Here is a 20,019-nt window from a genome sequence, read left to right on the forward strand (position 1 = left end):
CTCGGGGCAACGGTCCAGGTCATCCCCGCATTCTGTTTGCGGACGCCGTTCGGGGCTACCCGCTTGGCGAACCGGCTCGCCAGGAGTGCCGGTTGGACGAGAACCCCGGAAGGCATACATGTCCACTGGACTGATCATTGCGTTGATCGTGATTGCTGCCGTCCTCGTGGCCGTCGCCGCCGTCGTCGCCCTGCGCGCCCGCGGACCCCGGCACGGCATGAGTCTCAAGCGGCGCTTCGGGCCGGAGTACGAGCGGGCCGTCGCCCGCCACGACGGGGACACCCAGGCGGCCGAGCGGGAGCTCGCCGACCGCGTCGAGCGCCATGGATCCCTGCGCATGCGGGAGTTGGAGCCCACCGAGCGGCACGGCTTCGAGGCGCGCTGGACCGCCGCCCAGGAGCGGTTCGTCGAGTCGCCGCGCGAGGCGCTCGCCGAGGCCGACCGGCTGATCTCGGATCTCGCCGGCGCCCGTGGCTTCCCCGACGGCGGCCAGTACGAGGAGCAGTTCGCCGCCCTGTCCGTGCACCACGCCCACCACGTCGACGGCTACCGGCGCGTGCACCGGGTGACCCGGGCCCGGGCGAACGGCGCGGCCGACGGCGGCGCCGGAACCGAGGAGATGCGCGAGGCGATGGTCGAGGCCCGTGCCCTGTTCGACGAGCTGCTGCGCCCGTCAGGCCCCGACGGCGGACGCCACCGCGCCACCCCGGGACGCGAGCACGAGACCCGGTCCGCGCGCGGCTCGCACACGCCGTCGCTGCTGCACCGGCGCCAGACGAAGGAGAGCTGAATCATGACCGACACCACCCGGCACCCCGAGAACCCCACGGCCGGCGGCACCCCCGCCGACGACGGCAGCGACAGCCCGCTGGTCGCCGCCCACCCGCAGTCCACGGAACCCCCGGCCACCTCCGGAAGCTCCCAGGACGCCCCGGCCACGGACACCGCAGGACTGGCCGCCGAGCGGGACCGCCTCAGGTCCGAGGACGCCCGACGGGACACCGGCCACGCCGGTGACACCGGCGCCGAGCACGGCGCCCACGACAACCGGGACGACCGGCTCCACGGCTCCGGCTCCGGGCAGCAGCTGCTCGCCCGGGACGACAGCGACAAGCTCACCGCGCAGCTCCAGCACGCCGTGGCCGGCTTCGTCGACACCCCGCGCGAGGCGGTGGCCGAGGCCGACCAGGTGCTCCAGGAGCTCACCGAGCGCGTCACCCACGCGGTGACCGAGCGCCGCCGCACGCTGCGCCGGTCCTGGCAGGCGGCCGAGACCGGTGAGGGCGGCGGCACCGCGGCCACCGACACCGAGCAGCTGCGCCTGGCCCTGCGGGACTACCGGCAGCTCGCCGAGCGGCTGCTGCACGTCTGAACGGCGCCACCGCTCTCCGGTACGACCCACGACCACCGCTGCGAGGAAGGATTCCGGCCTACGCCCGCGAAGAAGGGCCCCGGCCGCCGGCCGCCTCCCGGCGCTCCCGCCACTGCCGTACGACCTCCTCGACGTCGAACGGCTTCCTGCCCAGCGGGGGCCCGGGCGGCGGCTTGAACATCATCTCGCGGATCCTCGCGTTGATCTCCGTGAGGATCTTGCGCACCATCCGCTCCGAGGGCGCCGCGAGCGCCGCCTCCAGCGCGTCCTCGGCCTCCTTGCGCAGCGCCAGCGCCGGCGGCAGCACCGACAGGCCCTCGCGGGACATCTTGCGCTTGACCCACCACAGGTCGTCGTAGGTGGTCTCGATGTCGCGGGGCAGGGGCTTGCCCGCACCCTCGAGCCGGTCGAACTCCCCGCGGGCCTCGGCGTCGCGGATCTGCTTGTCGGCGAAGGACTCGAAGCTCACGCCGGGGGGCTTGCGCTCCGTCATGCACCCATTGTGCCGGACGGAGTACAGCCGGGCGTTCTATCATGCGGCGGATCTCAGCCAGCCGGATCGTCACAGGAGGAGCGCACGTGCTCGAACTGACCATGGCCGCCGTGACCGCGGCGGAAGAGGGTGCCACGGCCGGGATGCAGATGGCCGACGCACCCAGCGAGCCGGGCGCCGTGCTGCGAGTGGGACGCGACCGTTCGGTGTGCCGGCTGGTCACCCCGGACGACTGGCTGTTCGTCTCCCGCGTCCATCTGGAGTTCCAGTGCGGGCAGGACGGCACCTGGCATCTGACCTGGCTGCGCGGCTCCCTGCCGGAGCCGTCCTCCGAGGTCCGCATCACCGCCGGCGAATACGCGGGCCCGGTCGCCTACGGCGGCACCGTCGCGCTGCCCAGGGGCGGCAACGGCGAGATCGTGATCCACGACCGCACGGCCCCGCGCAGCGTCAACGTGGGCTTCTACCACGAGGTCTGAGGCACTTCCGGGGCTGCCCGCGGCGGCTCAGGCCAGCACCCGCGCCAGCGCGAACCCGTCGTGGCCCTTGACGCCGACCGTCTGGACCGCCGTGCCGCTCAGCCGCGGATGGCCGGCGATCATCTCCAGCGCGGCGCGGGTGCCCGCCACGTCCGGATCGTGGTTGTCCTGGTCGGCGATCCGGCCGCCGCGCACCACGTTGTCCAGGACGATCAGGCTGCCGGTGCTGGTGAGCCGGAGCGCCCACTCCAGGTAGCGGGCGTTGTTGGCCTTGTCGGCGTCGATGAAGACCAGGTCGAAGGGCGGCGGGTTCTCGTCGGCCAGCCGCGGCAGCGACTGGAGCGCCGGACCCACCCGCACCTCGACCTGCTTCTCCAGCCCGGCCCGGGCGAGGTTGCGGGTGGCGACCTCGGCGTGCTTCGGCTCGTACTCCAGGGTGATCAGCCGTCCGTCCGGCGGCAGGGCGCGGCCCAGCCAGATGGTGCTGTAGCCGCCGAGCGTGCCGATCTCCAGGATGTGCCGGGCGCCCTGGATTTGGGCGAGCAGCTGCAGCAGCTTGCCCTGGTTGGGTGCGACGGCGATCGGCGGCAGCCCGGCCGCCGCACTGTCCCGCAGCGCGGCCTCCAGGACCTCGTCTCCCGGTGCGAGGCGGGCCGTGAAGTAGTCGTCCACCTCGTGCCAGAGCTGCTCGTCGCTCATCCGCCGCGCCTTTCGTCCGGTGGGTCAGGCGGATCCGGTGGTCCCGGCCGCCCCGCTCTCCAGTGTCTCCGCCTCGAGCGACGGCGGAGAACCGGGCAGCGGCCTTCCGGCCGACTCCGCCATCCGCCAGACGGCGAAACCGCCGATCACGGCCGCGGCCATCATGTAGTAGGCGGGCATCATCACATCGCCGGTGGCTCCGATCAGCGCGGTGACCACCAGCGGGGTGGTGCCGCCGAACAGGGACACCGAGACGTTGAAACCGATCGACAGGGAGCCGTAGCGCACCCGGGTCGGGAACAGCGCGGGCAGCGCGGACGGCATCGCCGCCGTGAAGCACACCAGCAGCAGCCCCAGGGCGCCCATGCCGGCGGCGACCGCGAGCAGCGAACCGTCCCGGATCAGCAGCAGCGCCGGAACGGACAGCAGCAGGAAGCCGGCGCAGCCGGCGGCGATCACCGGACGGCGGCCCACCCGGTCGGTCAGCGCGCCCACGAACGGCTGGGCGAGCATCATCAGCGCCATCACACCGAGCACCACCAGCAGACCGTGCGTCTCGTCGTAGTGCAGCTCGCCGGTCAGGTAGCTCGGCATGTACGACAGCAGCATGTAGTCGGTGACGTTGAACACCAGCACCAGGCCCACGCACAGCAGCAGTGCCCGCCACTGGCCGGTGATCATCTCGCGCAGCGGTACCTTCGGCCGGTTCTTCTCGGCCTTCTCCACCTCGGCGGCGAACGCCGGGGTCTCCTCCAGGCGCATCCGCAGATACAGGCCGATGACGCCCATCGGGCCCGCGATCAGGAACGGGATGCGCCAGCCCCAGGAGAGCAGGTCGCCGGAGGAGAGCAGCGCGGTCATCAGGGTGACCAGGCCCGCGCCCGCGATGTAGCCGGCGAGCGTGCCGAACTCCAGCCAGCTGCCGAGGAAGCCGCGCCGCTTGTCCGGGGCGTACTCGGCGATGAACGTGGAGGCACCCGCGTACTCGCCGCCGGTGGAGAAGCCCTGCACCAGGCGGGCCGCGAGCAACAGGATCGGGGCGCCGACACCGATCGTGGCGTAGGAGGGGATCAGGCCGATGGCGAAGGTGCCCGCGGCCATCATGATCATGGTGAGGGCGAGGACCTTCTGCCGGCCCACGCGGTCGCCCAGCGGGCCGAACACCATGCCGCCCAGCGGGCGCACCAGGAAGGCCGCCGCGAAGGCGCCGAAGGTGGACAGCAGCTGTGCGGTGGGGTTGCCCGACGGGAAGAAGACCTTGCCCAGGGTGACCGCGATGTAGCTGTAGACACCGAAGTCGAACCATTCCATCGCGTTGCCGAGCGCGGCCGCCTTCACGGCGCGCCGGACCAGCGCGGGGTCGGTCACGGTGGGTGCGGCGTCCCGGGCGCCGGGCGCCTCGGGCCGCGTGGCCGGGTGCGGGGACGGGGGAGCGGCGACAGGAGCAGTCGACAAAACGACGCTCGCCTACCTTTCGACGGGGACAGGGACGGGCTCCGCACGGCGGCGCTGTCGGGCGGGCCAAGTAAGCGACGATAGGCGCTGCTTGTCCCTTTACGGGCGGTACGTGCATCGTTGCAGGATGCACAGAAATGTGCGGTGTCCAGGCACGCAGCACCCCTCGCGGCCCCGTACCCGGCCGACCCGGTGTGATCCTTCTCGCCCCCTCAAAGCGCAACCCGGCCGCCCGGCGTCTATCGTCAACCGGACAGCAAGGTCGACCGGACAGCAAGGCCGACCGGTACAACAAGAAGAAGGCGGTCAGGCGAGGAGGGGGTTGTCTGCGTCTTGGCTCTGGGGCGGTGCGAACTCATAGAGTGCGCAGAGTGACCTTCCACGCACGCAGCGCGTGGAACGACCGGGGCGGGAGGCCGACCAGGCGTGGCGAATGCTGAGCACAGCGGGCGACCGGCGGAGATTCTCGGGGCGACGGCCGTGGGCGGCACCCAGGCACGGCTGCGCGCGGTGCGCCTGGTGCTGTGGCTGGTCGCCGCCGTGCTCGCGGTGCGGCAGGTCGCCGTCGTCCTGACCACCCCGCGCGGGGAGCGGCTCACCGACCTGGAGACCTGGCTGGGCCCCCAGGGCGTGCTGCACGTCAGCGGCTCGCTGTACGACTCCACCCGCTTCACCGGCACGCCCTTCGGCGGCCTCGTCCTCAAACCCCTCACCCGCTCCGCCGAGCAGGCCCTCGGCTGGGGCTGGACCTTCGGCTCGCTGCTGCTCGTCGTCGCGCTCGGCCTGGTCGCCGCCCGCGCCCTGCCCCGGCCCGTGGGCCGCCGCACCGCGCTGCTCGCCGCACCGGTCGCCGTCAGCCTGCTGATGCTGTCCCTGCCGGTGCGCAACGCCCTCTGGCTCGGCCAGACCAGCATCATCCCCGTCCTGCTGGTGCTGCTCGGCTGCTTCGTCGCTCACGGGCAGCGCGTCAGCGGTGCCCTCATCGGCCTCGCCGCCGCCTTCCAGCCGACCCTGCTGCTGTTCGCGCCCCTGCTGTGGCTCACCGGCCGCCGGCGGGCCGCCGTCTCCACCGGCGTCACCTTCGCCGCCCTCACCGGGCTCGCCTGGGCCGCGATGCCCCGCGACTCCTACACCTACTGGGTGCACCACATGGCGGGCGTCGGCCTCGGCGGACCCGCCGACGACCTCGCCAACCAGTCCCTGCACGGCGCCCTGCTCCGCCTCGGCCTGCACGGGCCCCTGGAGATCGGGCTGTTCCTGCTGCTCGCCGCGGCCGTCGCCGTGCTCGCGCTGCGCCGCGCCGTGCGCTACGCCCGCGACGGGCAGCTGCTGCTCGCCGTCGGCATCACCGGCTGCGCCGTCATCGCCGTCTCCCCGACCGCCTGGCAGCACCAGCTCCTGTGGGTGCTGCTCACCGTCGTCGGCCGCGCCGGGCGGCGCGCCTCCGACCGGCCGGTGTGGCCCGTCGCCGTGATCCTGGTGATGACGCTGCCCGCCCGGATGCTGCTGCCCAACATGGCGTTCCTGTACCCGGTGCGCGACAACATCGTCCTGCTCGCCGCGCTGGCCGCCGCCATCGGCGTGCCCTTCCTGACGCGTACCTCGCCCCACTACCGCTCCCCGGTGCCCACCCGGTACGCCGACCCCGTCCCGGCCCGCTTCCGCCGGGTGCCGCTGGTGCCGTTCCTGCGCCGGGTGCTGACCCGCCCCAACCTGCTGCTCGAACTGCTGCTCATCCGCGTCACCTACGCCGCCTACGCGAAGGTCCGGCTCGCCGCGACCGGGGGCAGCAACTCCGCCGGACGCGCCCGCGCCGAGGAGCACGGCCGGCAGATCCTCGACCTGGAACGCCTCCTCCACCTCGACATCGAGTACGCGGTCAACCACGCCGTGGTGAAGATCGGCTGGCTGCGGGAGTTCTTCGACTTCTACTACACCTCGTTCCACTTCGCGGTGCCGCTCACCGTGCTCGGCCTGCTCTACTGGCGCCGCCCCGCCGACTACCGCTGGGCCCGCACCAGCCTCGGCTTCGCCACCCTGCTCGCCCTGGTCGGCTTCTGGCTCTACCCGCTCGCCCCGCCGCGCCTGATGCCCACCCTCGGCATCATCGACACCGTGCACGGGGTGCAGGACTTCACCAAGCCCGACTACGGCACCCTGACCCACCTCACCAACCAGTACGCGGCGATGCCCTCGCTGCACTTCGGCTGGTCCCTGTGGTGCGGTGTGGTGATCGCGATCGTCGCCCCCAGGATGTGGATGAAGGCGCTGGGGCTGCTCCATCCTCTGTTCACCTGCGCCGCGATCGTGGCCACCGGCAACCACTGGATCCTGGACGCGGCCGGCGGCGCGGTCGTGGTCGGCGCCGGCCTGGCCCTGACCTACCTGCTGCAGGGCCCGCGCGCCCGGACGGTCACGGCCGCCGCCGAGGTCAGCAGCGAGCGGCCCGCGCCGGAGAAGGACCGTACTCCGAGCTGATCCGGTACTCGCCCGGCGCGGACACCGTCAGCCGGGTGAACTCGCCGGCCCGGCTCAGACACCCGCCGTCGCTGCGCAGCCAGGGCGACCAGGCGATCCGCACCGTCACCTCGCCCGGCCCGGCCACCCGCAGCACGACACCGGCGCCGTCGGTGCGCACCACCGTGCCGGGGGCGGAGACCAGCGGCACGGCGTCCCGCACCCGGAACACCTGCCAGTGCTCGTCCCGCCACACCGGCTCCAGCCAGTCCGGCCGGGTGCGCGGATCCCGGATCAGCCGCGCCTCCTGGGCGGCGAACCCGTCCGGTCTGCCGTCCGCCAGCACCACGAACCCGACCGCCCAGCGGTCCAGCCAGCTCCGGTAGGCGGCGGGGGAGAAGCTGCCGTCGTAGAAGAGCCGGGCGCGTTCCATGTCGAGCTGGCGGTTCCAGCCGCGCGCCATGTGCACATACGGGGCCAGCGCCGTCGCCTCCCGGTGATTGCGGGCGGGCACCACCTCGACCCGGGTCCGCCCGGCGCCCAGCCCGTCCAGGGCCCGCACCACTCCCTCGGTGTGCGCCGCCCAGGCCGGCACGGGGGTGGAGACGACGAGATCGTCGACGGTCTTCTCGCCCGTCCAGGCCAGCGAGAAGACGAACGAGGCGGCAAGAGCGGTGCGGTGCAGCACGGCCGCGGGGGCGAGCGGCCGGACCCGCAGCGACGGGTGGCTGAACAGCGCGGCCAGGAGCACCACGGGCGCCGCGTACTCGGCGAGCCGCTCGATGTTGGTGCCGATGGGCGAGGGCACGAGATACACCAGCACGGTCCCGGCGGCGTAGACGACACCGCTCCACCGGGCCGGCGTCCACGACCGCGGGGCGAGCACGGCGACGGCGACACCGAGCAGAGCCGGCGGCCATATCCGCGACGCCGGCATCAACTGCTCGCCGTGGAACGGGAAGAGCAGGCTGGTCGTGCCGACGACGGCCGCGGGCGGCAGGATCAGGGCGAGCGCGGGCCTCGCGTACCGGCGCCCGCCGAGCAGGAAACCGGCCCCGACGATCGCCAGGAACAGCCCGGCGACCGGCGAGGCCATGGTGGCGAGGGCGGCGTAGGCACCGGCGAGGACCGGCCGTCCGCCCCGGCCGGCCGCACCGGTGTACAGGGCGGCCGCGAGACCGAAGGCGACCCCGAGCGCGAAGGTGGTGCGACCGGAGGCGACGTTGCACCACAGGGTGAGGGAGGCGAGCAGCGCGAGCGGCAGCGGTCGTCGCACCCCGCTGCGCACCACCAGCAGCGCGGCCAGCCAGGAGGCGGCGACCCCGGAGGCCACGGTCACCGTGCGGACCCCGAGGGCGGCCATCACGTACGGGGAGATCACGCTGTAGTTGGCGGCGTGCATGCCGCCGTACCAGAACAGGTTGTACGCGGAGTCCCCGTGCCGCTCGGCGAAGTGGGCCCAGGCGATCTGCGCGGCCAGATCACCGCCGCCGGTGGCGAGGAAGGCCCACCACACCGCGTACAGCGGCAGCACGGCGAGCGTCGCCAGCAGCGGGACGCGATGCCTCCGGAGGAACCCGCGGAGCCGGCGACTGAGCGGGGGAGGGCCGGCCGGGTCCGCTTGCTGGGTGGCGAGGGCGAGGTCGGCGGGGGGCACGGTTGTGTAGACGGGAGACGGGGCGGGGGCGTTGATACGCCGGGGTGTCTGCGGGCAACTGTGCTCAGGTGCGGGGTGATGTGACTGGCCGTCAGTACTCCACGCCAGTATGCGGCGTGCCGGACCGCCGGTCCATCCGCCCGTCGTGACCGGACGCCGGGAGAGATCCGGCCGCGTGCGTCGGAACCGTCAGTCCATCCGCCGGGGCAGGCCGAGCAGGCCGGTCTCCGCATCCGTCGGCTGGGTCATCACATACTGCCGGTCGCGGTCGGCGCACCAAAGGGTGAGGCCGTCGGCGAGGGTGGGCAGCGCCTCCACATCGGCCCGCGGCAGCACCATCGTCCGGCCCAGCTCGGCGGCCTCCTGCGGCGAGATCCGCTGCACGCCCACCAGCCGCGCCTGCCGGACCAGCCGCGGCGCGACCGGGCTCAGATACGGCAGCAGCGTCAGCACCGAACGCCAGGGCCCGGAGACCACCCGGCCGCGCGGCGGGCGCATGCCGCAGTCCCGGACCACCAGCACCGGCGTGCCCGCCGACGCCCCCAGCGGCGGGACCCGGCCGACGTCGTAGACCGCGAGCCCGTTCTGCCCGCCGCCCATGGCGTGCAGCAGCTGCGACCAGGCCTGCGCCCGGCCCGTCTCCACGGCCACCCGCGCACCGGTCGCCGCCGCGCGCAGCGCCAGCACCTGCGCCGTCCACAGCCCGCCGATCAGCACCACCTCGTACGGCGTGGGCCGGTTCAGGCCCAGCACCGCGGGCTGGCCCTCGGCGTCCGTGCCGATGACCACACCGTCGTCGCCGATCGGCAGCGTCAGCGCGTCCAGGTCCGCGCAGGAGAGGGTGTGCCGCCCGTGGCGCGGCCCGCGCAGGCCGAAGCCGCCCCGCAGCAGGCGCCGGCCACGCCCGCCGCCCGCGTCCGGCGCGCCCCGAGAGCCCGCGCCCTGGCGCCGGGTGCCGCCCGCGTCCGGCGCGCCCCGAGAGCCCGCGCCCTGGCGCCGGGTGCCGCCCGCGGACCGCGCGCCCGCCGGGGGCCGGACCGCGCCGGTGTTCGCGGGGCCGGGCGCCACCGGCACGGCCGGAGCCCCCGTCGCGCCCGGCGCCCCCGCCGTCGTCCGCATCGCCGTCACCGAACACCTCCGAGGGGCAGAGTCGCCAGGACGCCGGGCACCTGCTCCCGGTCCAGCCGGGCCAGCGCCGCGCCCGACGAGCGGGCGGCACTCTCCAGCGCCCGCCGCGCCGCGGTCAGTTCGTCGGCGCTGCGCCCGGTCACCCGCACATGGCCGCGCAGCGACACCTCCCGCCCGTCACCCGGCGCCACGGTGACGCTGACCGTGGTGGCCAGCGCGGGCACCGCCGTGATCCGCGCGACGAACTGCGGCAGCGAGGAGCCGCCGGCGCCGCCCAGCGCGGGCCACTTGCGCACCCAGTACGCGGTGTGCCTGCGGTTGTCGCAGCGCCAGCTGCGGCCCGACTCCTCGGTGCGCGGCTCCTGCCGGTCCGTGCGGCCCGCCTCGGCCGTCACCAGCGGATTGGCGCAGGCCGAGGTGGCGATCGCCGAGGTCAGCTCCTCCTCGTCCAGCACGGCGGCACGGAAGCCGGCGCCGGTGAGACGGCTCACCAGATGGTCGGCGGCCCGCACCACGCACTTCTGCGCGCCCAGCAGACCGCCGCCCCTGGCCGCCACCGCCTCCGGGCACAGCTCCGGCGCGAGCTTCAGCGCGATCCAGGTGATACGGACCGCGGGCGCGCCCGTCTGCTCCTGCAGCGGGGCGTAGTTGCTGACGGCGACCGACTCGCGCGGCAGATGCAGCGCCGGGGCCGGCTGGGTGTGCAGCACCACCTGCGCCGACTCCAGGCGGATGCCGTCCACCTCCAGCGCGTCCCGCACCAGGGCCAGCGGCAGCGGACGCCGGCTGCGCTCGGCGCGCAGCGCCGTGGCGTCGGCCTCCACCTGGACCACGGCGGTGACGAAGGTCCCGTCCCCGACGAGCCCGACAGGACGCCGGTCCCGGCCCTTGTACGAGTAGGTGCGCAGGGCGGGATCGCACTCCACGGCCGGCGCGAGCCCCGGCTCGGTGCCCGGCGGGATCACCCGCGCCGCGGCGTGCCTGCGCCGGGTGCGCAGGGCGCGCGCCGTGGCCACCCACTCGGGCAGCGAACGCCCCCTGCGGCGCATGACGGCGAGCAGCACCAGGACGGCGGCGACCGCTCCGGCGACCCCCAGGGTCACCGGGCCGAGGACCCAGCCGACGAGGAGGACGGCGGCCGCGAGTTCCAGCAGCACGACCCGTTGCAGCCGGAACGATCCGGGACCGCCCGCGCGCAGCCTCGGTTGGGGACCCCCCGGTGTGGCCGCTCCCGCCCGCGTTCCGGACGCCGTCACGTACCATCCCCCCAAATTGCTCATCGACCGCCGTAGTTCAGGCGCGCCCGCCTGATCACACAAGGCCCAGGCACCCTACCCGCTCTCCGAACCGTCCCGCGCACCAGGCATAGTAGGGGCCACGCCCGAGATCGACGGGCGGGCGGTCGCCGTCCCGCGTCCTGCGACCACCGTCCGGCCCGGCACGGGTGAAGACGCTGAGACGACGCCGGAACACGGTCGGCCACGGGCGGGGACACGGCCGGACTCGGGCCGGACACGGGGAGAGACAGGCACCAATGGCATCGCGGCGGGATCAGCTCAACGCCTACACCTTCGCGAAGCGCCGCTTGCTCGCGGCCTTCGTCCAGTCGTCCCCGCACGGCTCGGACGAGGGAGCCCCGCGGCCCCTGCGCGGCATCCTGCCCGGCCTGATCATCGGCGTGATCGTGATGGCCGTCTTCGGCGCCTGGGGCATGTTCCGGCCCACCGCGCCCAAGGGCTGGGACACCCCGGCCGAGAAAGTGATCATCGCCAGCACGTCGACCACCCGCTACGTCGTCCTGAAGACCGGCAACGAGGTCCAGCTGCACCCGGTGCTCAACATGGCCTCCGCCAAGCTCCTCCTCGCCCCCGGCAAGGGCGACGTGGTCACCGTCAGCGAGAAGGTCCTGGACAGCGGCAAGATCCCGCACGGCGTCACCATCGGCATCCCCTACGCACCCGACCGCCTGCCCTCCGCGCAGGAAGCCGGCACCGCCAAGCGGTGGGCGGTGTGCGAGCGGCCCAGCGCCGGCGGCCGGTCCGTCCAGAAGGCCGCGCTGGTCCTCGCCGACCGCGAACAGCGGCTGACCGACGGCAAGCAGCGGCTGACCGAGGGCGAACTCCTCTACGTCGCCGACCCCCAGGGCAAGCGCTACGTGGTGGACGCGGGCGGCACGGCCTACCGCATCGACCGCCTCGACACCGGCGCCGGCCTCGAACTGCTGCTGCGCACCGTCGTCGGCTCGGGCCGCGAACCCCAGCAGGTCTCCCGCGAATGGCTCGCCACCCTCCACCAGGGCGACCCCATCACCTTCCCCGAGATCGGCCGGACCCCGGGCGCCCCCGCCGGAGCCCCCGGCCGGCTGGACGCCACCGCCGACCGGGTCGGCATGGTCCTGAAGGCCTTCGACAACAACAAGGTCCAGTACTACGTCGTGCTGCCCGGCCGGGTCGCGCCCGTCTCCGCCTTCGTCGCCCAACTCCTGCTGTTCAGCGAGGACCTGGCCCAGCTCGGTCAGGCCGGCAAGCCGCTCGAGGTGAGCCCCGGCGCCATCGTCCCCGGCAAGCCCTTCGGCACCGAGCAGCGCTGGCCCACCGGCAAGCCCCGCGCCGTCAACCAGGCCTCCCCCGGCAAGGGCAAGCGCAACACCGTCTGCAACGTGCTGCGCGGCGTCGGCACCGACGGCAGCACCACCCTGAGCACCTGGGCGGGCCGGGACTTCCCGGCCGACCTGCCGGCCGGCTCCACCAGCGCCTACGTCACCCCCGGCTCCGGCCAGCTCTACCGCCAGTTCAAGGGCACCCAGACCAAGGCGGGACCGGTCTTCCTGGTCACCGACACCGGCCTGCGCTACGTGCTGCAGTCCAACGCCGACAGCGCCACCGACGACGCCGGCATCGGCGTCACCGAGCAGGCGCGCAAGGAACTCGAACGCGAGGCCCAGCAGGCGCAGACCCGCCTCGGCTACGCCGACGTCGACCCCGCGCCGGTCCCCGCCGCCTGGTCCGCGTTCCTGCCCACCGGCCCCCGCCTGTCCACCGCCGCGGCCCGGCAGCCGCAGGGCTCCTGACGGGAGGCACGCCGATGCGGCCCGCACGCACCCTCGCACGCGCCCTGGCGCTCACCGCAGCCCTGCTGGTCACCGCGCTGCCGGCGGCCGCCCCCGCCGCGGCCGACGACTCCCTGGCGGACGACTCCTTCACCGACGAGTGCGCCTACCCCAACAAGGTCTACCCGGGCCGCCCCTGGTCCCTGCAGCGCGTCCAACTCGACGAGGTCTGGCGCCAGTCCAGGGGCAAGAACGTCCGCGTCGCCGTCATCGACACCGGCGTCGACGTCAAGAACCCCCAGCTGAAGAACGCGGTGGACGTCCAGAGCGGCCGCAACCTCCTGCCCAGGGATGCCGAAAACGAGGACGGCAACCCCGTCGAGCGCGGCAGCGAGAACGGCACCACCGACACCGTGGGCCACGGCACCAAGGTCGCCGGCATCATCGCCGCCCGGCCCGACGACAGGACCGGCTTCGTCGGCCTGGCGCCCGAGGCGACCATCATCCCCATCCAGCAGAACGACGCCGACGGCAACGGCGACACCAAGAGCCTCGCCGCCGCCATCCGCCACGCCATCCAGGCCGAGGCGGACGTCATCAACATCTCCCAGGACACCGCCGGCGCCGCCGAACCCGACCCCGGCCTCGAGGCCGCCGTCGACGCCGCCCTCGCCCGCGAGATCGTCATCGTCGCCTCCGCGGGCAACGACGGCCTCGGCGGCAACGTCAAGAAGACCTACCCCGCCTCCTACGAGGGCGTCCTCGCCGTCGCCGCCTCCGACCGCAACAACGAACGCGCCTCCTTCTCCCAGTCCGGCGACTTCGTCGATGTGGCGGCACCCGGCGTCGACATCATCTCCACCGTCCCCAAGGGCGGCCACTGCCTCGACAACGGCACCAGCTTCTCGGCGCCCTACGTCGCAGGACTCGCCGCCCTCATCAAGGCCAAGCACCCCGACTGGACCCGGCGTCAGATCACCGCCCAGATCGAGCAGACCGCGGAACGCACCATCGCCGGCCGCGACCGGCTCGTCGGCTGGGGCGTCGTCGACCCGGTCCGCGCCCTCACCGAGGACACCCGGCCCATCGAGTCCCCCCGCCCCCAGGAGGGCCTGGCCCGCGCGAAGGCCCCCGCCGCAGCCGAACTCGCCCTCGGCGAGACCCCCGACGAGCGCAACGCCCGCCTCGCCACCTACGTCTCCGTCGGCGCGGCGGTGCTGGTGGCGGGCCTCGCCGGAGCGGCCGTGGCGATCAGGGACGCGCGCCGGCGAGCCGGGAAACAGGGTGTTCACCATGACCACTCTGCAATGTGACGAACATCGCCGAGGCGCGGACGAGTGCGCATGTGGCCGGAAAACGTACTGATCAGGCGAGGGGGAGGAGTACAAAGCGCACCTTCTTCGCGGCAGCGGCGGCTTTGCAGAAGGAAGTTGGGCTGTCGGTGCCTGTGACTAGAGTGGTGCCACGTGATCATGTCTGCTGCACTGGGGCGACGTGGACGCCCGTACCGCAGCAGGCACAGCGGTACCGGGTGCATCAGGGTGCGGCAGGTGCAGCAGGTGCATGAGGTGGAGCAGGCGATGCCGCACCTCGCGACACGACTGCCGTACCACGCGGCACAACTGCCGCACCACGCAGAACAGCGGGACAAACGGGGCCTGACGGGGGCACGGGGACACGGGGAGGACGGCAGAGGATGCTGCCTGCAGAAGGGGGCGGAGGCGGCGGCGCGGACCTGCGCCGCGGCGTCATGGCGCTCTCGACCTTCAAGAAGCGCATCGACGACCTGCTCACCGCCTTCGAGGCATCGGCGGGCGGATCGTCCAACGTCGGCAGGTGCAGCCTGCCCCAGACCGCCTTCGGCAGCGGCGCCTTCCCCGAGGGCACCATGCTGCACCGCGAGTACGAGCGCGTCCACGAACGGATCACCGCGCTCTCCAAGTCCCTCGCCCTCCAGCTCGAGGCCATGCAGATCGCCGTCCACGGGGTGGACGTCGACTTCGACAACCTCGAGGAAGAGCAGCGGCGGCGGTTCCACGAGATCCGTACCACGATCAACGAGCAGTACGAGAAGGCCCTGGAGACGCAGCCCGAGCGGAGGAACCGCGCCGACCGGGCGGACGCGGGGTACTGATGAGCGGCGACAAGAACACATCACCCGACCCGTACACCCAGGCCCAGGCGCAGAACGGCACGCTCGACGCCGTCATGCAGACGGGCAAGGTCCTCAACCCCTTCGGCGGGGCCTCCATGCGGGGCATCCACTTCGGCCGCACCAGCTTCGAGGGCTACGACCTCAACGACATGATCGACATCGTCGAGTCGGCCAAGCCCGAGCTGCTGGAGGCCGCGGGCACGGCCCTGGTCGCCGCCCGCGACGCCATCAAGGCGGCCGCCGAGGAGCTCAAGGGCAACCTGCCCGGCATCGACTGGCAGGGCGAGGCCCACAGCGCGTTCGACCGCTGGGCGCAGAGCCTGGTGAAGACCGCCGAGGGCGTGGGCGACTACGCGGACGTCATCGGCACTCAGGTGCTGGCTGCCGGCGCGGGCCTCGCACAGGTCCGCGCCTCCATGCCCCCGCGCGACACCCGCAGCGAGCGCAAGACCGTCGACGACATTCCCGAGTCGAAGCGGGTCGAGAGCAACGAGGAGTACGCGGCGGCCCTCAAGGCGGAGAAGAACCGCCAGGAGGCCATCAACCAGATGTACCGCCTGGCTTCGTTCTACACGGTGTCGGCCGGCTACATGCAGCAGGCCGAGGAGCCGGTGTTCCCGAAGATGCCGGACGTGGGGGTACCGCCGCCGGTGAATGGTGTGGACGGCGGGGTCCCCAGGAACGAGTCCGGTTCCTTGGCGCCTTCCGAGGCACTGGCGCCGACGGGTCGTGGCCGGGCGGTGACTGGAGCCGGAGCCCACGGGCCGGATGCGGACCTCCCGGTACCCAATGCGGTCGACGCGCTGGCTCCACGACCGGCGGGCACGGAAATCAACAGCGTTGGCACCTTGCCGCCCCAGGAAGCGGTGAGACCGGCCACCGGCACCCCGCCGACCGTCGGCGGCACCCCAGCAGCCACGGGAGCCGTGCCGCCGCCTGTGGCTCCCACTGGACCCTCCCCGGCATTGCGCGGTCCGCTGGGACGCGTAACCGGCCCAGGCGGCGGGCCGGCAACGCGAATGCCTCCGTCAGCAATCCCCGGCCGGGCCGGGGCTCCAACAGGAGCTGTGCCGCCCAAGGGACCGGGTCCCATGGGGCAAGGCCCGCGTCCCGTTGTGCACGGACAAGGGCCGGCGCCCGTGGGAGGCCGTGGGGCCGACCGCGTAGCACCCGTGGGGCGTACGGTCACTCCTGGGCAGGTCGTTCCGCGCGGAACCGGGCCGGGGACGCGTGGGATCGTCGGAGGCATGCCGAAGCCGGTTGGCCCGGTGACAGGCCACGCCGCCGCGCCAAAGGGTCCTGGACCGACGGGGGGTGCCACCGGGCGCAGCACTGGTGTCGTCGGCGGCCGACCCGTCACCGGCGCCACGCCGGGCAACGCTGCCGGCCGAAACAGCTCCAAGCTGCCTCGCGGCACTGTGGTCGGTGGTGAAGTCGCCTCCGCCCCGCGTACGAGCGGAGGGCAGAAGCCCACGCGGCACGGAGTGATCGGGGCTCCTCCGGCCGCGCCACAGGCACAGCGGTCATCCCGCCGCGCTCCCGGTAACGCCGACGGAGTGGTCGGAATGCCCAGGACAGCTGGGCAGTCCGGCTCACGGACACCTGAACGCGTCGGAGACGGCGGCGGCGCTCAACGTGGCGATACACGCAACTCCGCTGCAAAAAATGGTCGTTCGCGCCGCGCGGAACGGGGTGGCGACGAATCGGCGACCGGTCGGCCGGACTGAAGCGAGGGCAGACAGAGCAATGGTCTCAAGGTTCGAGGGACGCTCGAGGTGGAGCGTGAGCAGGCCGGGGCGACACAGCAGGCGAGTCGCTGCCGTCGGCTCGTTGCTGGGCACCATGGCCATCCTTTCGACAGGTTTGGCCCCCCATGCCCTTGCCGCAGACGTACGGTCGCAGCAGTGGTACCTGTCGGCCATGAAGGCCGAGGAGATGTGGAAGGTCAGTACCGGTGAGGGCGTGAAGATCGCGGTCGTCGACACCGGCGTCAACCCGGACACGCCGTCGCTGAAAGGCCAAGTGCTGACCGACGAAGTCCCAGAGGCTCTCGGTTACAAAGCCACCGTCGATCACGACGGCCATGGCACTTCCATGGCCGAGCTGATCGCCGGCACCGGAACCGGTGGTTCGCTGCGAGGCCTGGCCCCCGACGCCAAGATCGTTCCATACCGGATCGCGACGGTCGGTCTCAACAAGGCAGAGCGCACGAAGGCGCCGGACGTCCGGAAGGTGATCAAGGCGATCGCGGACAGCGATGTGAAGATCATCAACATGTCCTTCGGCAGCGAGTACGACACGCCGGGACTCGATGAAGCGCTCAAGTATGCGCACGAGAAAGGCAAGCTGCTGTTCGCCAGCACGGGCAATGACGCGGAGACCGGCGGGAAGATCAACTACCCGGCCCGCTATCCCTACGTCGTTGGTGTCGCCGCTTCCGACGAGTCCGGCAAAGTGGGCAAGTTCTCCGAGTACGGCAACTATGTCGATCTCGCTGCCCCGGGCTTGAACGTGCCGACGTGGTGCGACGAGAGCTTCAACCGCTACTGCACGGGTGAAGGCACCAGCATGGCCACCGCCATCGCCTCCGCCTCCGCCGCCCTCGTCTGGTCCGCTCACCCCGACTGGACCGCCAATCAGGTCCTCGGCAGCCTCATAGACACCGCCGGCCGCGACTGGGCCCGCGACGACCCGAGCGTCTACCTCGGCTACGGCCTGATCCGCCCCCGCAAGGTGCTCGAGAAGAAGAACTACCAGCCCGGCCCGCCGAACACCGACCCCCTCGCCAAGGAGAACGTCAGGGGAGTCGTCACCGCCGACGGTGAACCGGTCAGCGCCTCTAAGGAGTCGAAGCCGCAGCCCTCGAAGGGCGCCCCCGCCGACGGGGACCGCACCTCCGAGACGGCGTCAGGCGCCGACGAGTCCGACAACACCATGCTGTGGGTGACGGTGGGCGCCACAGCGGCGTTCCTGATCATGGGAGGCGGCGCCTTCGCCGCCTACCGCTCCCGCAGGGGCACGTAGCCACTCGCCCCACCACCTCACCCCCGCCCCCTTCCTGCATCCACCACCACCTCTCCTCTCACGAAAGGGACGCCGACATGGCTGACGGCCGCAAGCTGTATGAGGCCCAGGTACAGAAGCTCCAGACCAACGTCATCGACCGCTACGACTCGATCCGCGCGTCGCTCGGCCGCCTCCAGGGCACGATCGACATGATCGAGCGCAACTGGACGGGACAGGGTGCGGTCGCCTTCGACAAGAAGCAGACCGAGATCAACACCCACATGGCCGCCATCGGCCGCATGCTGGACGACTTCCTCGAGGGCATCCAGCTGAACAAGACCGACAAGCGCAAGCTCGAGGACCAGATCGAGGCCGACATCGCCCAGATCTCGGTGGAGGACCTCGGCGGCAAGACCTCCGCGCTCAGCAAGTACTGACCGGGTCGACGCCCCGACACCCACCACCGGCCCTCAGAGAAACGAGGAAGACATGCCCACTCCCCACTACGACGAACTCGCCGTCAAGTACGGCACGATGGACGCGCTCGCGACCGAGCTCGGCGACCAGGCCAAGAAGCTGGAGGAGGACCTCGAGGCCCTCAAGAAGGCCGTACTGGACGCCGCCGCGGGCTGGGGCGGTGAAGCCTACGAGGAGTTCACCAAGAAGACCAAGGAGTGGGACCGCCACGCCTCCGCCATCCACCAGGCCCTGGTCTCGATCGGCAGGCGCGTCGGCGCCGCCGGCGGTGACTACCGAGGCGGCGACCTGAAGGGCGCGAGCTACTTCATGTAACGGGTCCGGTCCGCAAACCGCACGAGCGACGACGACAGGGTGGACATGCGCGGGAGATGTCCACCCTGTGTCCTGTGCGGGGGCCCTCACGCACGACATGCGGCACTTCCGAGCCGTGAGGTCGAGCAGTGCCGCCCGGACCTCAAGGGCGGACCTCTCCCCTTGTACTACTGCAACTGGCTCGCGAATGCCTCCGTGAGGCCGGCGACCTGCTTGCGGCTCAGAGAGGCGGTGCCACTCTTCCCGACGCCGACCAGGAGGGCGGCGTCGCCTTCTCCTTCGAGCTCCAGGCGCACGGAAGCAACGTTGCCGCTGTCGGCGATCAGTGTCTCTCCGGGCTTGGCTGCGGCGGCTCTGTTGATGTAGTTCACCGACTCCTTGACGGGGGAGCCGGTCAGCTCGGCGGTCACAGGGGCGAGAGGGACCACCGCGCTGGGTTTCCGGGTGGCGATGGTGTGTACGTGCACGTCGTCCTGACCGACATGAAATGTGCAGCTCACCAGAGCACCCGGGTTCTCGGCCAAGGGAGACCCCGGTTCGGCGCGTTTGCCGCCCTCGCCGGTGGCGACGGGGCCGCCGTCGTCCCGGAGCGGGCCAGTGCCGGTCTTCTCGGACAACCCCGCGCTCTTCGCAGCACCTGCCATGTCGTACGGCAACGGGCAGGTGTCGGCGCCGTCGTCCGGTATACCGTCCGCGGTCTCGGTCAGACCGCTCAAGGACAGCGGATCGGCTCCGCCGCCGTCCTGGCAACCGGCCACCAGCACTGCCGCGGTGACCATGGCGGTGGCGACCGTCAGCGGCCTGCGACGTTGACCTACCACGAGACTCTCCTCAGTGTTTCCGGGGCGGTGAGGGCAGTTGCGCTCAGTCCAGCTCGCGCATCGCGCTGTCCTGTGCATGGGATGATCTGTTCAGCGAGTCCTGTCGCAGGGATTCGCGCTGCGCGTGGTCCAGTCGCACAGCCTTTGCCCGGGCGTCGACCATGACGACGCTCTGTTCCTGAAAGGGCCGTGACGTTGTCCGCGGCATCCTGGCCGAGGATGGAACGGCTGCTTCGCGCAGCCTGTGCGCCGTCCCGGCCCGGAGCAGAAGCTCTGTCAGCTCGTGGGCGTACGTGCAGGTGCTTCTCGGCAGCTCAGATCAGCGATCGCGGCCTCGCTGCTCGGCCGCCTTTCGGAGCCGACAGCAGTGGGCCCGCGTGTCGCTGTGCTGCCCTACAACCGGCTCGGTCATGGATCCCTGCCCCCGTTCAGTCGATCAAAGTTCCGCGACAGGCT

General features: G+C 72.3%; 18 protein-coding genes. 11 read left to right on the forward strand and 7 right to left on the reverse strand.

Features of this window, described 5'->3' with window-relative positions:
• Window positions 1–118: 118 nt before the first annotated feature.
• Together HCJ93_RS20365 and HCJ93_RS20370 are read left to right on the forward strand one after the other, a co-directional pair.
• On the forward strand, window positions 119–790 hold the full coding sequence (locus HCJ93_RS20365; protein ID WP_167997190.1) for a hypothetical protein: 672 nt from the start codon (window positions 119–121) through the stop codon (window positions 788–790).
• Window positions 791–793: 3 nt separating this feature from the next.
• Window positions 794–1,372, forward strand: coding sequence for a hypothetical protein (locus tag HCJ93_RS20370; RefSeq protein WP_167997191.1), 579 nt, complete (start codon window positions 794–796; stop codon window positions 1,370–1,372).
• Window positions 1,373–1,430: 58 nt separating this feature from the next.
• Here HCJ93_RS20370 and HCJ93_RS20375 read toward each other — a convergent pair whose 3' ends face one another.
• Complete coding sequence (locus HCJ93_RS20375) at window positions 1,431–1,865, reverse strand: DnaJ family domain-containing protein (protein WP_167997192.1); 435 nt, start codon at window positions 1,863–1,865, stop codon at window positions 1,431–1,433.
• 86 nt (window positions 1,866–1,951) lie between these two features.
• Between HCJ93_RS20375 and HCJ93_RS20380 the strand changes: the two genes are divergently transcribed.
• Window positions 1,952–2,344: an FHA domain-containing protein gene (locus HCJ93_RS20380; protein ID WP_167997193.1), complete on the forward strand. Its 393-nt coding sequence runs from the start codon at window positions 1,952–1,954 to the stop codon at window positions 2,342–2,344.
• Window positions 2,345–2,371: 27 nt separating this feature from the next.
• On the opposite strand, the gene HCJ93_RS20385 is transcribed toward HCJ93_RS20380, so the two are convergent.
• Both HCJ93_RS20385 and proP read right to left on the reverse strand, forming a co-directional pair.
• A complete protein-coding gene (locus HCJ93_RS20385; protein WP_167997194.1) occupies window positions 2,372–3,043 on the reverse strand; it encodes an O-methyltransferase in 672 nt (223 codons plus the stop codon).
• Window positions 3,044–3,067: 24 nt separating this feature from the next.
• Window positions 3,068–4,498 (reverse strand): glycine betaine/L-proline transporter ProP, encoded by a 1,431-nt coding sequence (gene proP, locus HCJ93_RS20390; protein WP_167997195.1) that lies wholly within the window; start codon window positions 4,496–4,498, stop codon window positions 3,068–3,070.
• Window positions 4,499–4,924: 426 nt separating this feature from the next.
• On the opposite strand from proP, the gene HCJ93_RS20395 reads away from it, so the two are divergent.
• Complete coding sequence (locus HCJ93_RS20395) at window positions 4,925–6,976, forward strand: bifunctional glycosyltransferase 87/phosphatase PAP2 family protein (RefSeq protein WP_167997196.1); 2,052 nt, start codon at window positions 4,925–4,927, stop codon at window positions 6,974–6,976.
• On the opposite strand, the gene HCJ93_RS20400 is transcribed toward HCJ93_RS20395, so the two are convergent.
• The 3 genes from HCJ93_RS20400 to eccE all read right to left on the reverse strand — a co-directional run bounded on the left by HCJ93_RS20400 (window position 6,930) and on the right by eccE (window position 11,020).
• Window positions 6,930–8,612, reverse strand: a complete 1,683-nt coding sequence (locus tag HCJ93_RS20400) for a hypothetical protein (protein WP_167997197.1) — start codon at window positions 8,610–8,612, stop codon at window positions 6,930–6,932. The two genes, HCJ93_RS20395 and HCJ93_RS20400, sit on opposite strands and share 47 nt — an antisense overlap.
• Before the next feature lie 189 nt (window positions 8,613–8,801).
• Entirely contained in the window at window positions 8,802–9,740 is a 939-nt protein-coding gene (locus tag HCJ93_RS20405) for a hypothetical protein (RefSeq protein ID WP_373563593.1), read from the reverse strand.
• Window positions 9,737–11,020 (reverse strand): type VII secretion protein EccE, encoded by a 1,284-nt coding sequence (eccE, locus tag HCJ93_RS20410; RefSeq protein WP_167997198.1) that lies wholly within the window; start codon window positions 11,018–11,020, stop codon window positions 9,737–9,739. The genes HCJ93_RS20405 and eccE overlap by 4 nt, the downstream gene beginning before the upstream one ends.
• Window positions 11,021–11,274: 254 nt before the next feature.
• On the opposite strand from eccE, the gene eccB reads away from it, so the two are divergent.
• The 7 genes from eccB (at window position 11,275) to HCJ93_RS20445 (ending at window position 18,742) form a co-directional block, all read left to right on the forward strand.
• A complete protein-coding gene (gene eccB / locus HCJ93_RS20415) occupies window positions 11,275–12,810 on the forward strand; it encodes a type VII secretion protein EccB (protein WP_167997199.1) in 1,536 nt (511 codons plus the stop codon).
• A 14-nt stretch (window positions 12,811–12,824) separates the two neighbouring features.
• Entirely contained in the window at window positions 12,825–14,102 is a 1,278-nt protein-coding gene (gene mycP / locus HCJ93_RS20420; RefSeq protein WP_167997200.1) for a type VII secretion-associated serine protease mycosin, read from the forward strand.
• Window positions 14,103–14,485: 383 nt separating this feature from the next.
• A complete protein-coding gene (locus HCJ93_RS20425; RefSeq protein WP_167997201.1) occupies window positions 14,486–14,923 on the forward strand; it encodes a DUF2563 family protein in 438 nt (145 codons plus the stop codon).
• Window positions 14,923–16,671, forward strand: coding sequence for a hypothetical protein (locus tag HCJ93_RS20430; protein ID WP_167997202.1), 1,749 nt, complete (start codon window positions 14,923–14,925; stop codon window positions 16,669–16,671). The genes HCJ93_RS20425 and HCJ93_RS20430 overlap by 1 nt, the downstream gene beginning before the upstream one ends.
• A 115-nt stretch (window positions 16,672–16,786) precedes the next feature.
• Window positions 16,787–17,968, forward strand: coding sequence for a S8 family serine peptidase (locus tag HCJ93_RS20435; protein ID WP_240967721.1), 1,182 nt, complete (start codon window positions 16,787–16,789; stop codon window positions 17,966–17,968).
• Between the two features lie 77 nt (window positions 17,969–18,045).
• Window positions 18,046–18,387: a WXG100 family type VII secretion target gene (locus tag HCJ93_RS20440; protein ID WP_167997204.1), complete on the forward strand. Its 342-nt coding sequence runs from the start codon at window positions 18,046–18,048 to the stop codon at window positions 18,385–18,387.
• 52 nt (window positions 18,388–18,439) lie between these two features.
• Window positions 18,440–18,742: a WXG100 family type VII secretion target gene (locus tag HCJ93_RS20445; protein WP_167997205.1), complete on the forward strand. Its 303-nt coding sequence runs from the start codon at window positions 18,440–18,442 to the stop codon at window positions 18,740–18,742.
• Between the two features lie 167 nt (window positions 18,743–18,909).
• On the opposite strand, the gene HCJ93_RS20450 is transcribed toward HCJ93_RS20445, so the two are convergent.
• Complete coding sequence (locus HCJ93_RS20450) at window positions 18,910–19,521, reverse strand: hypothetical protein (RefSeq protein WP_167997206.1); 612 nt, start codon at window positions 19,519–19,521, stop codon at window positions 18,910–18,912.
• Between the last annotated feature and the right edge of the window lie 498 nt (window positions 19,522–20,019).

This window comes from Streptomyces composti (genome assembly GCF_012034205.1).
GTDB lineage: Bacteria > Actinomycetota > Actinomycetes > Streptomycetales > Streptomycetaceae > Streptomyces > Streptomyces composti.

What these genes read in the sequence shown, in the direction of transcription:
- mycP (WP_167997200.1), top strand. Translation starts at nt 12,825, where the DNA reads ATGCGGCCCGCACGCACCCTCGCACGCGCCCTGGCGCTCACCGCAGCC.
- HCJ93_RS20430 (WP_167997202.1), top strand. Translation starts at nt 14,923, where the DNA reads ATGAGCGGCGACAAGAACACATCACCCGACCCGTACACCCAGGCCCAG.
- HCJ93_RS20385 (WP_167997194.1), bottom strand. Translation starts at nt 3,043, where the DNA reads ATGAGCGACGAGCAGCTCTGGCACGAGGTGGACGACTACTTCACGGCC.
- HCJ93_RS20440 (WP_167997204.1), top strand. Translation starts at nt 18,046, where the DNA reads ATGGCTGACGGCCGCAAGCTGTATGAGGCCCAGGTACAGAAGCTCCAG.
- HCJ93_RS20375 (WP_167997192.1), bottom strand. Translation starts at nt 1,865, where the DNA reads ATGACGGAGCGCAAGCCCCCCGGCGTGAGCTTCGAGTCCTTCGCCGAC.
- HCJ93_RS20435 (WP_240967721.1), top strand. Translation starts at nt 16,787, where the DNA reads ATGGCCATCCTTTCGACAGGTTTGGCCCCCCATGCCCTTGCCGCAGAC.
- eccE (WP_167997198.1), bottom strand. Translation starts at nt 11,020, where the DNA reads ATGAGCAATTTGGGGGGATGGTACGTGACGGCGTCCGGAACGCGGGCG.
- HCJ93_RS20425 (WP_167997201.1), top strand. Translation starts at nt 14,486, where the DNA reads ATGCTGCCTGCAGAAGGGGGCGGAGGCGGCGGCGCGGACCTGCGCCGC.
- HCJ93_RS20450 (WP_167997206.1), bottom strand. Translation starts at nt 19,521, where the DNA reads ATGGTCACCGCGGCAGTGCTGGTGGCCGGTTGCCAGGACGGCGGCGGA.
- HCJ93_RS20445 (WP_167997205.1), top strand. Translation starts at nt 18,440, where the DNA reads ATGCCCACTCCCCACTACGACGAACTCGCCGTCAAGTACGGCACGATG.
- eccB (WP_167997199.1), top strand. Translation starts at nt 11,275, where the DNA reads ATGGCATCGCGGCGGGATCAGCTCAACGCCTACACCTTCGCGAAGCGC.
- HCJ93_RS20365 (WP_167997190.1), top strand. Translation starts at nt 119, where the DNA reads ATGTCCACTGGACTGATCATTGCGTTGATCGTGATTGCTGCCGTCCTC.
- HCJ93_RS20370 (WP_167997191.1), top strand. Translation starts at nt 794, where the DNA reads ATGACCGACACCACCCGGCACCCCGAGAACCCCACGGCCGGCGGCACC.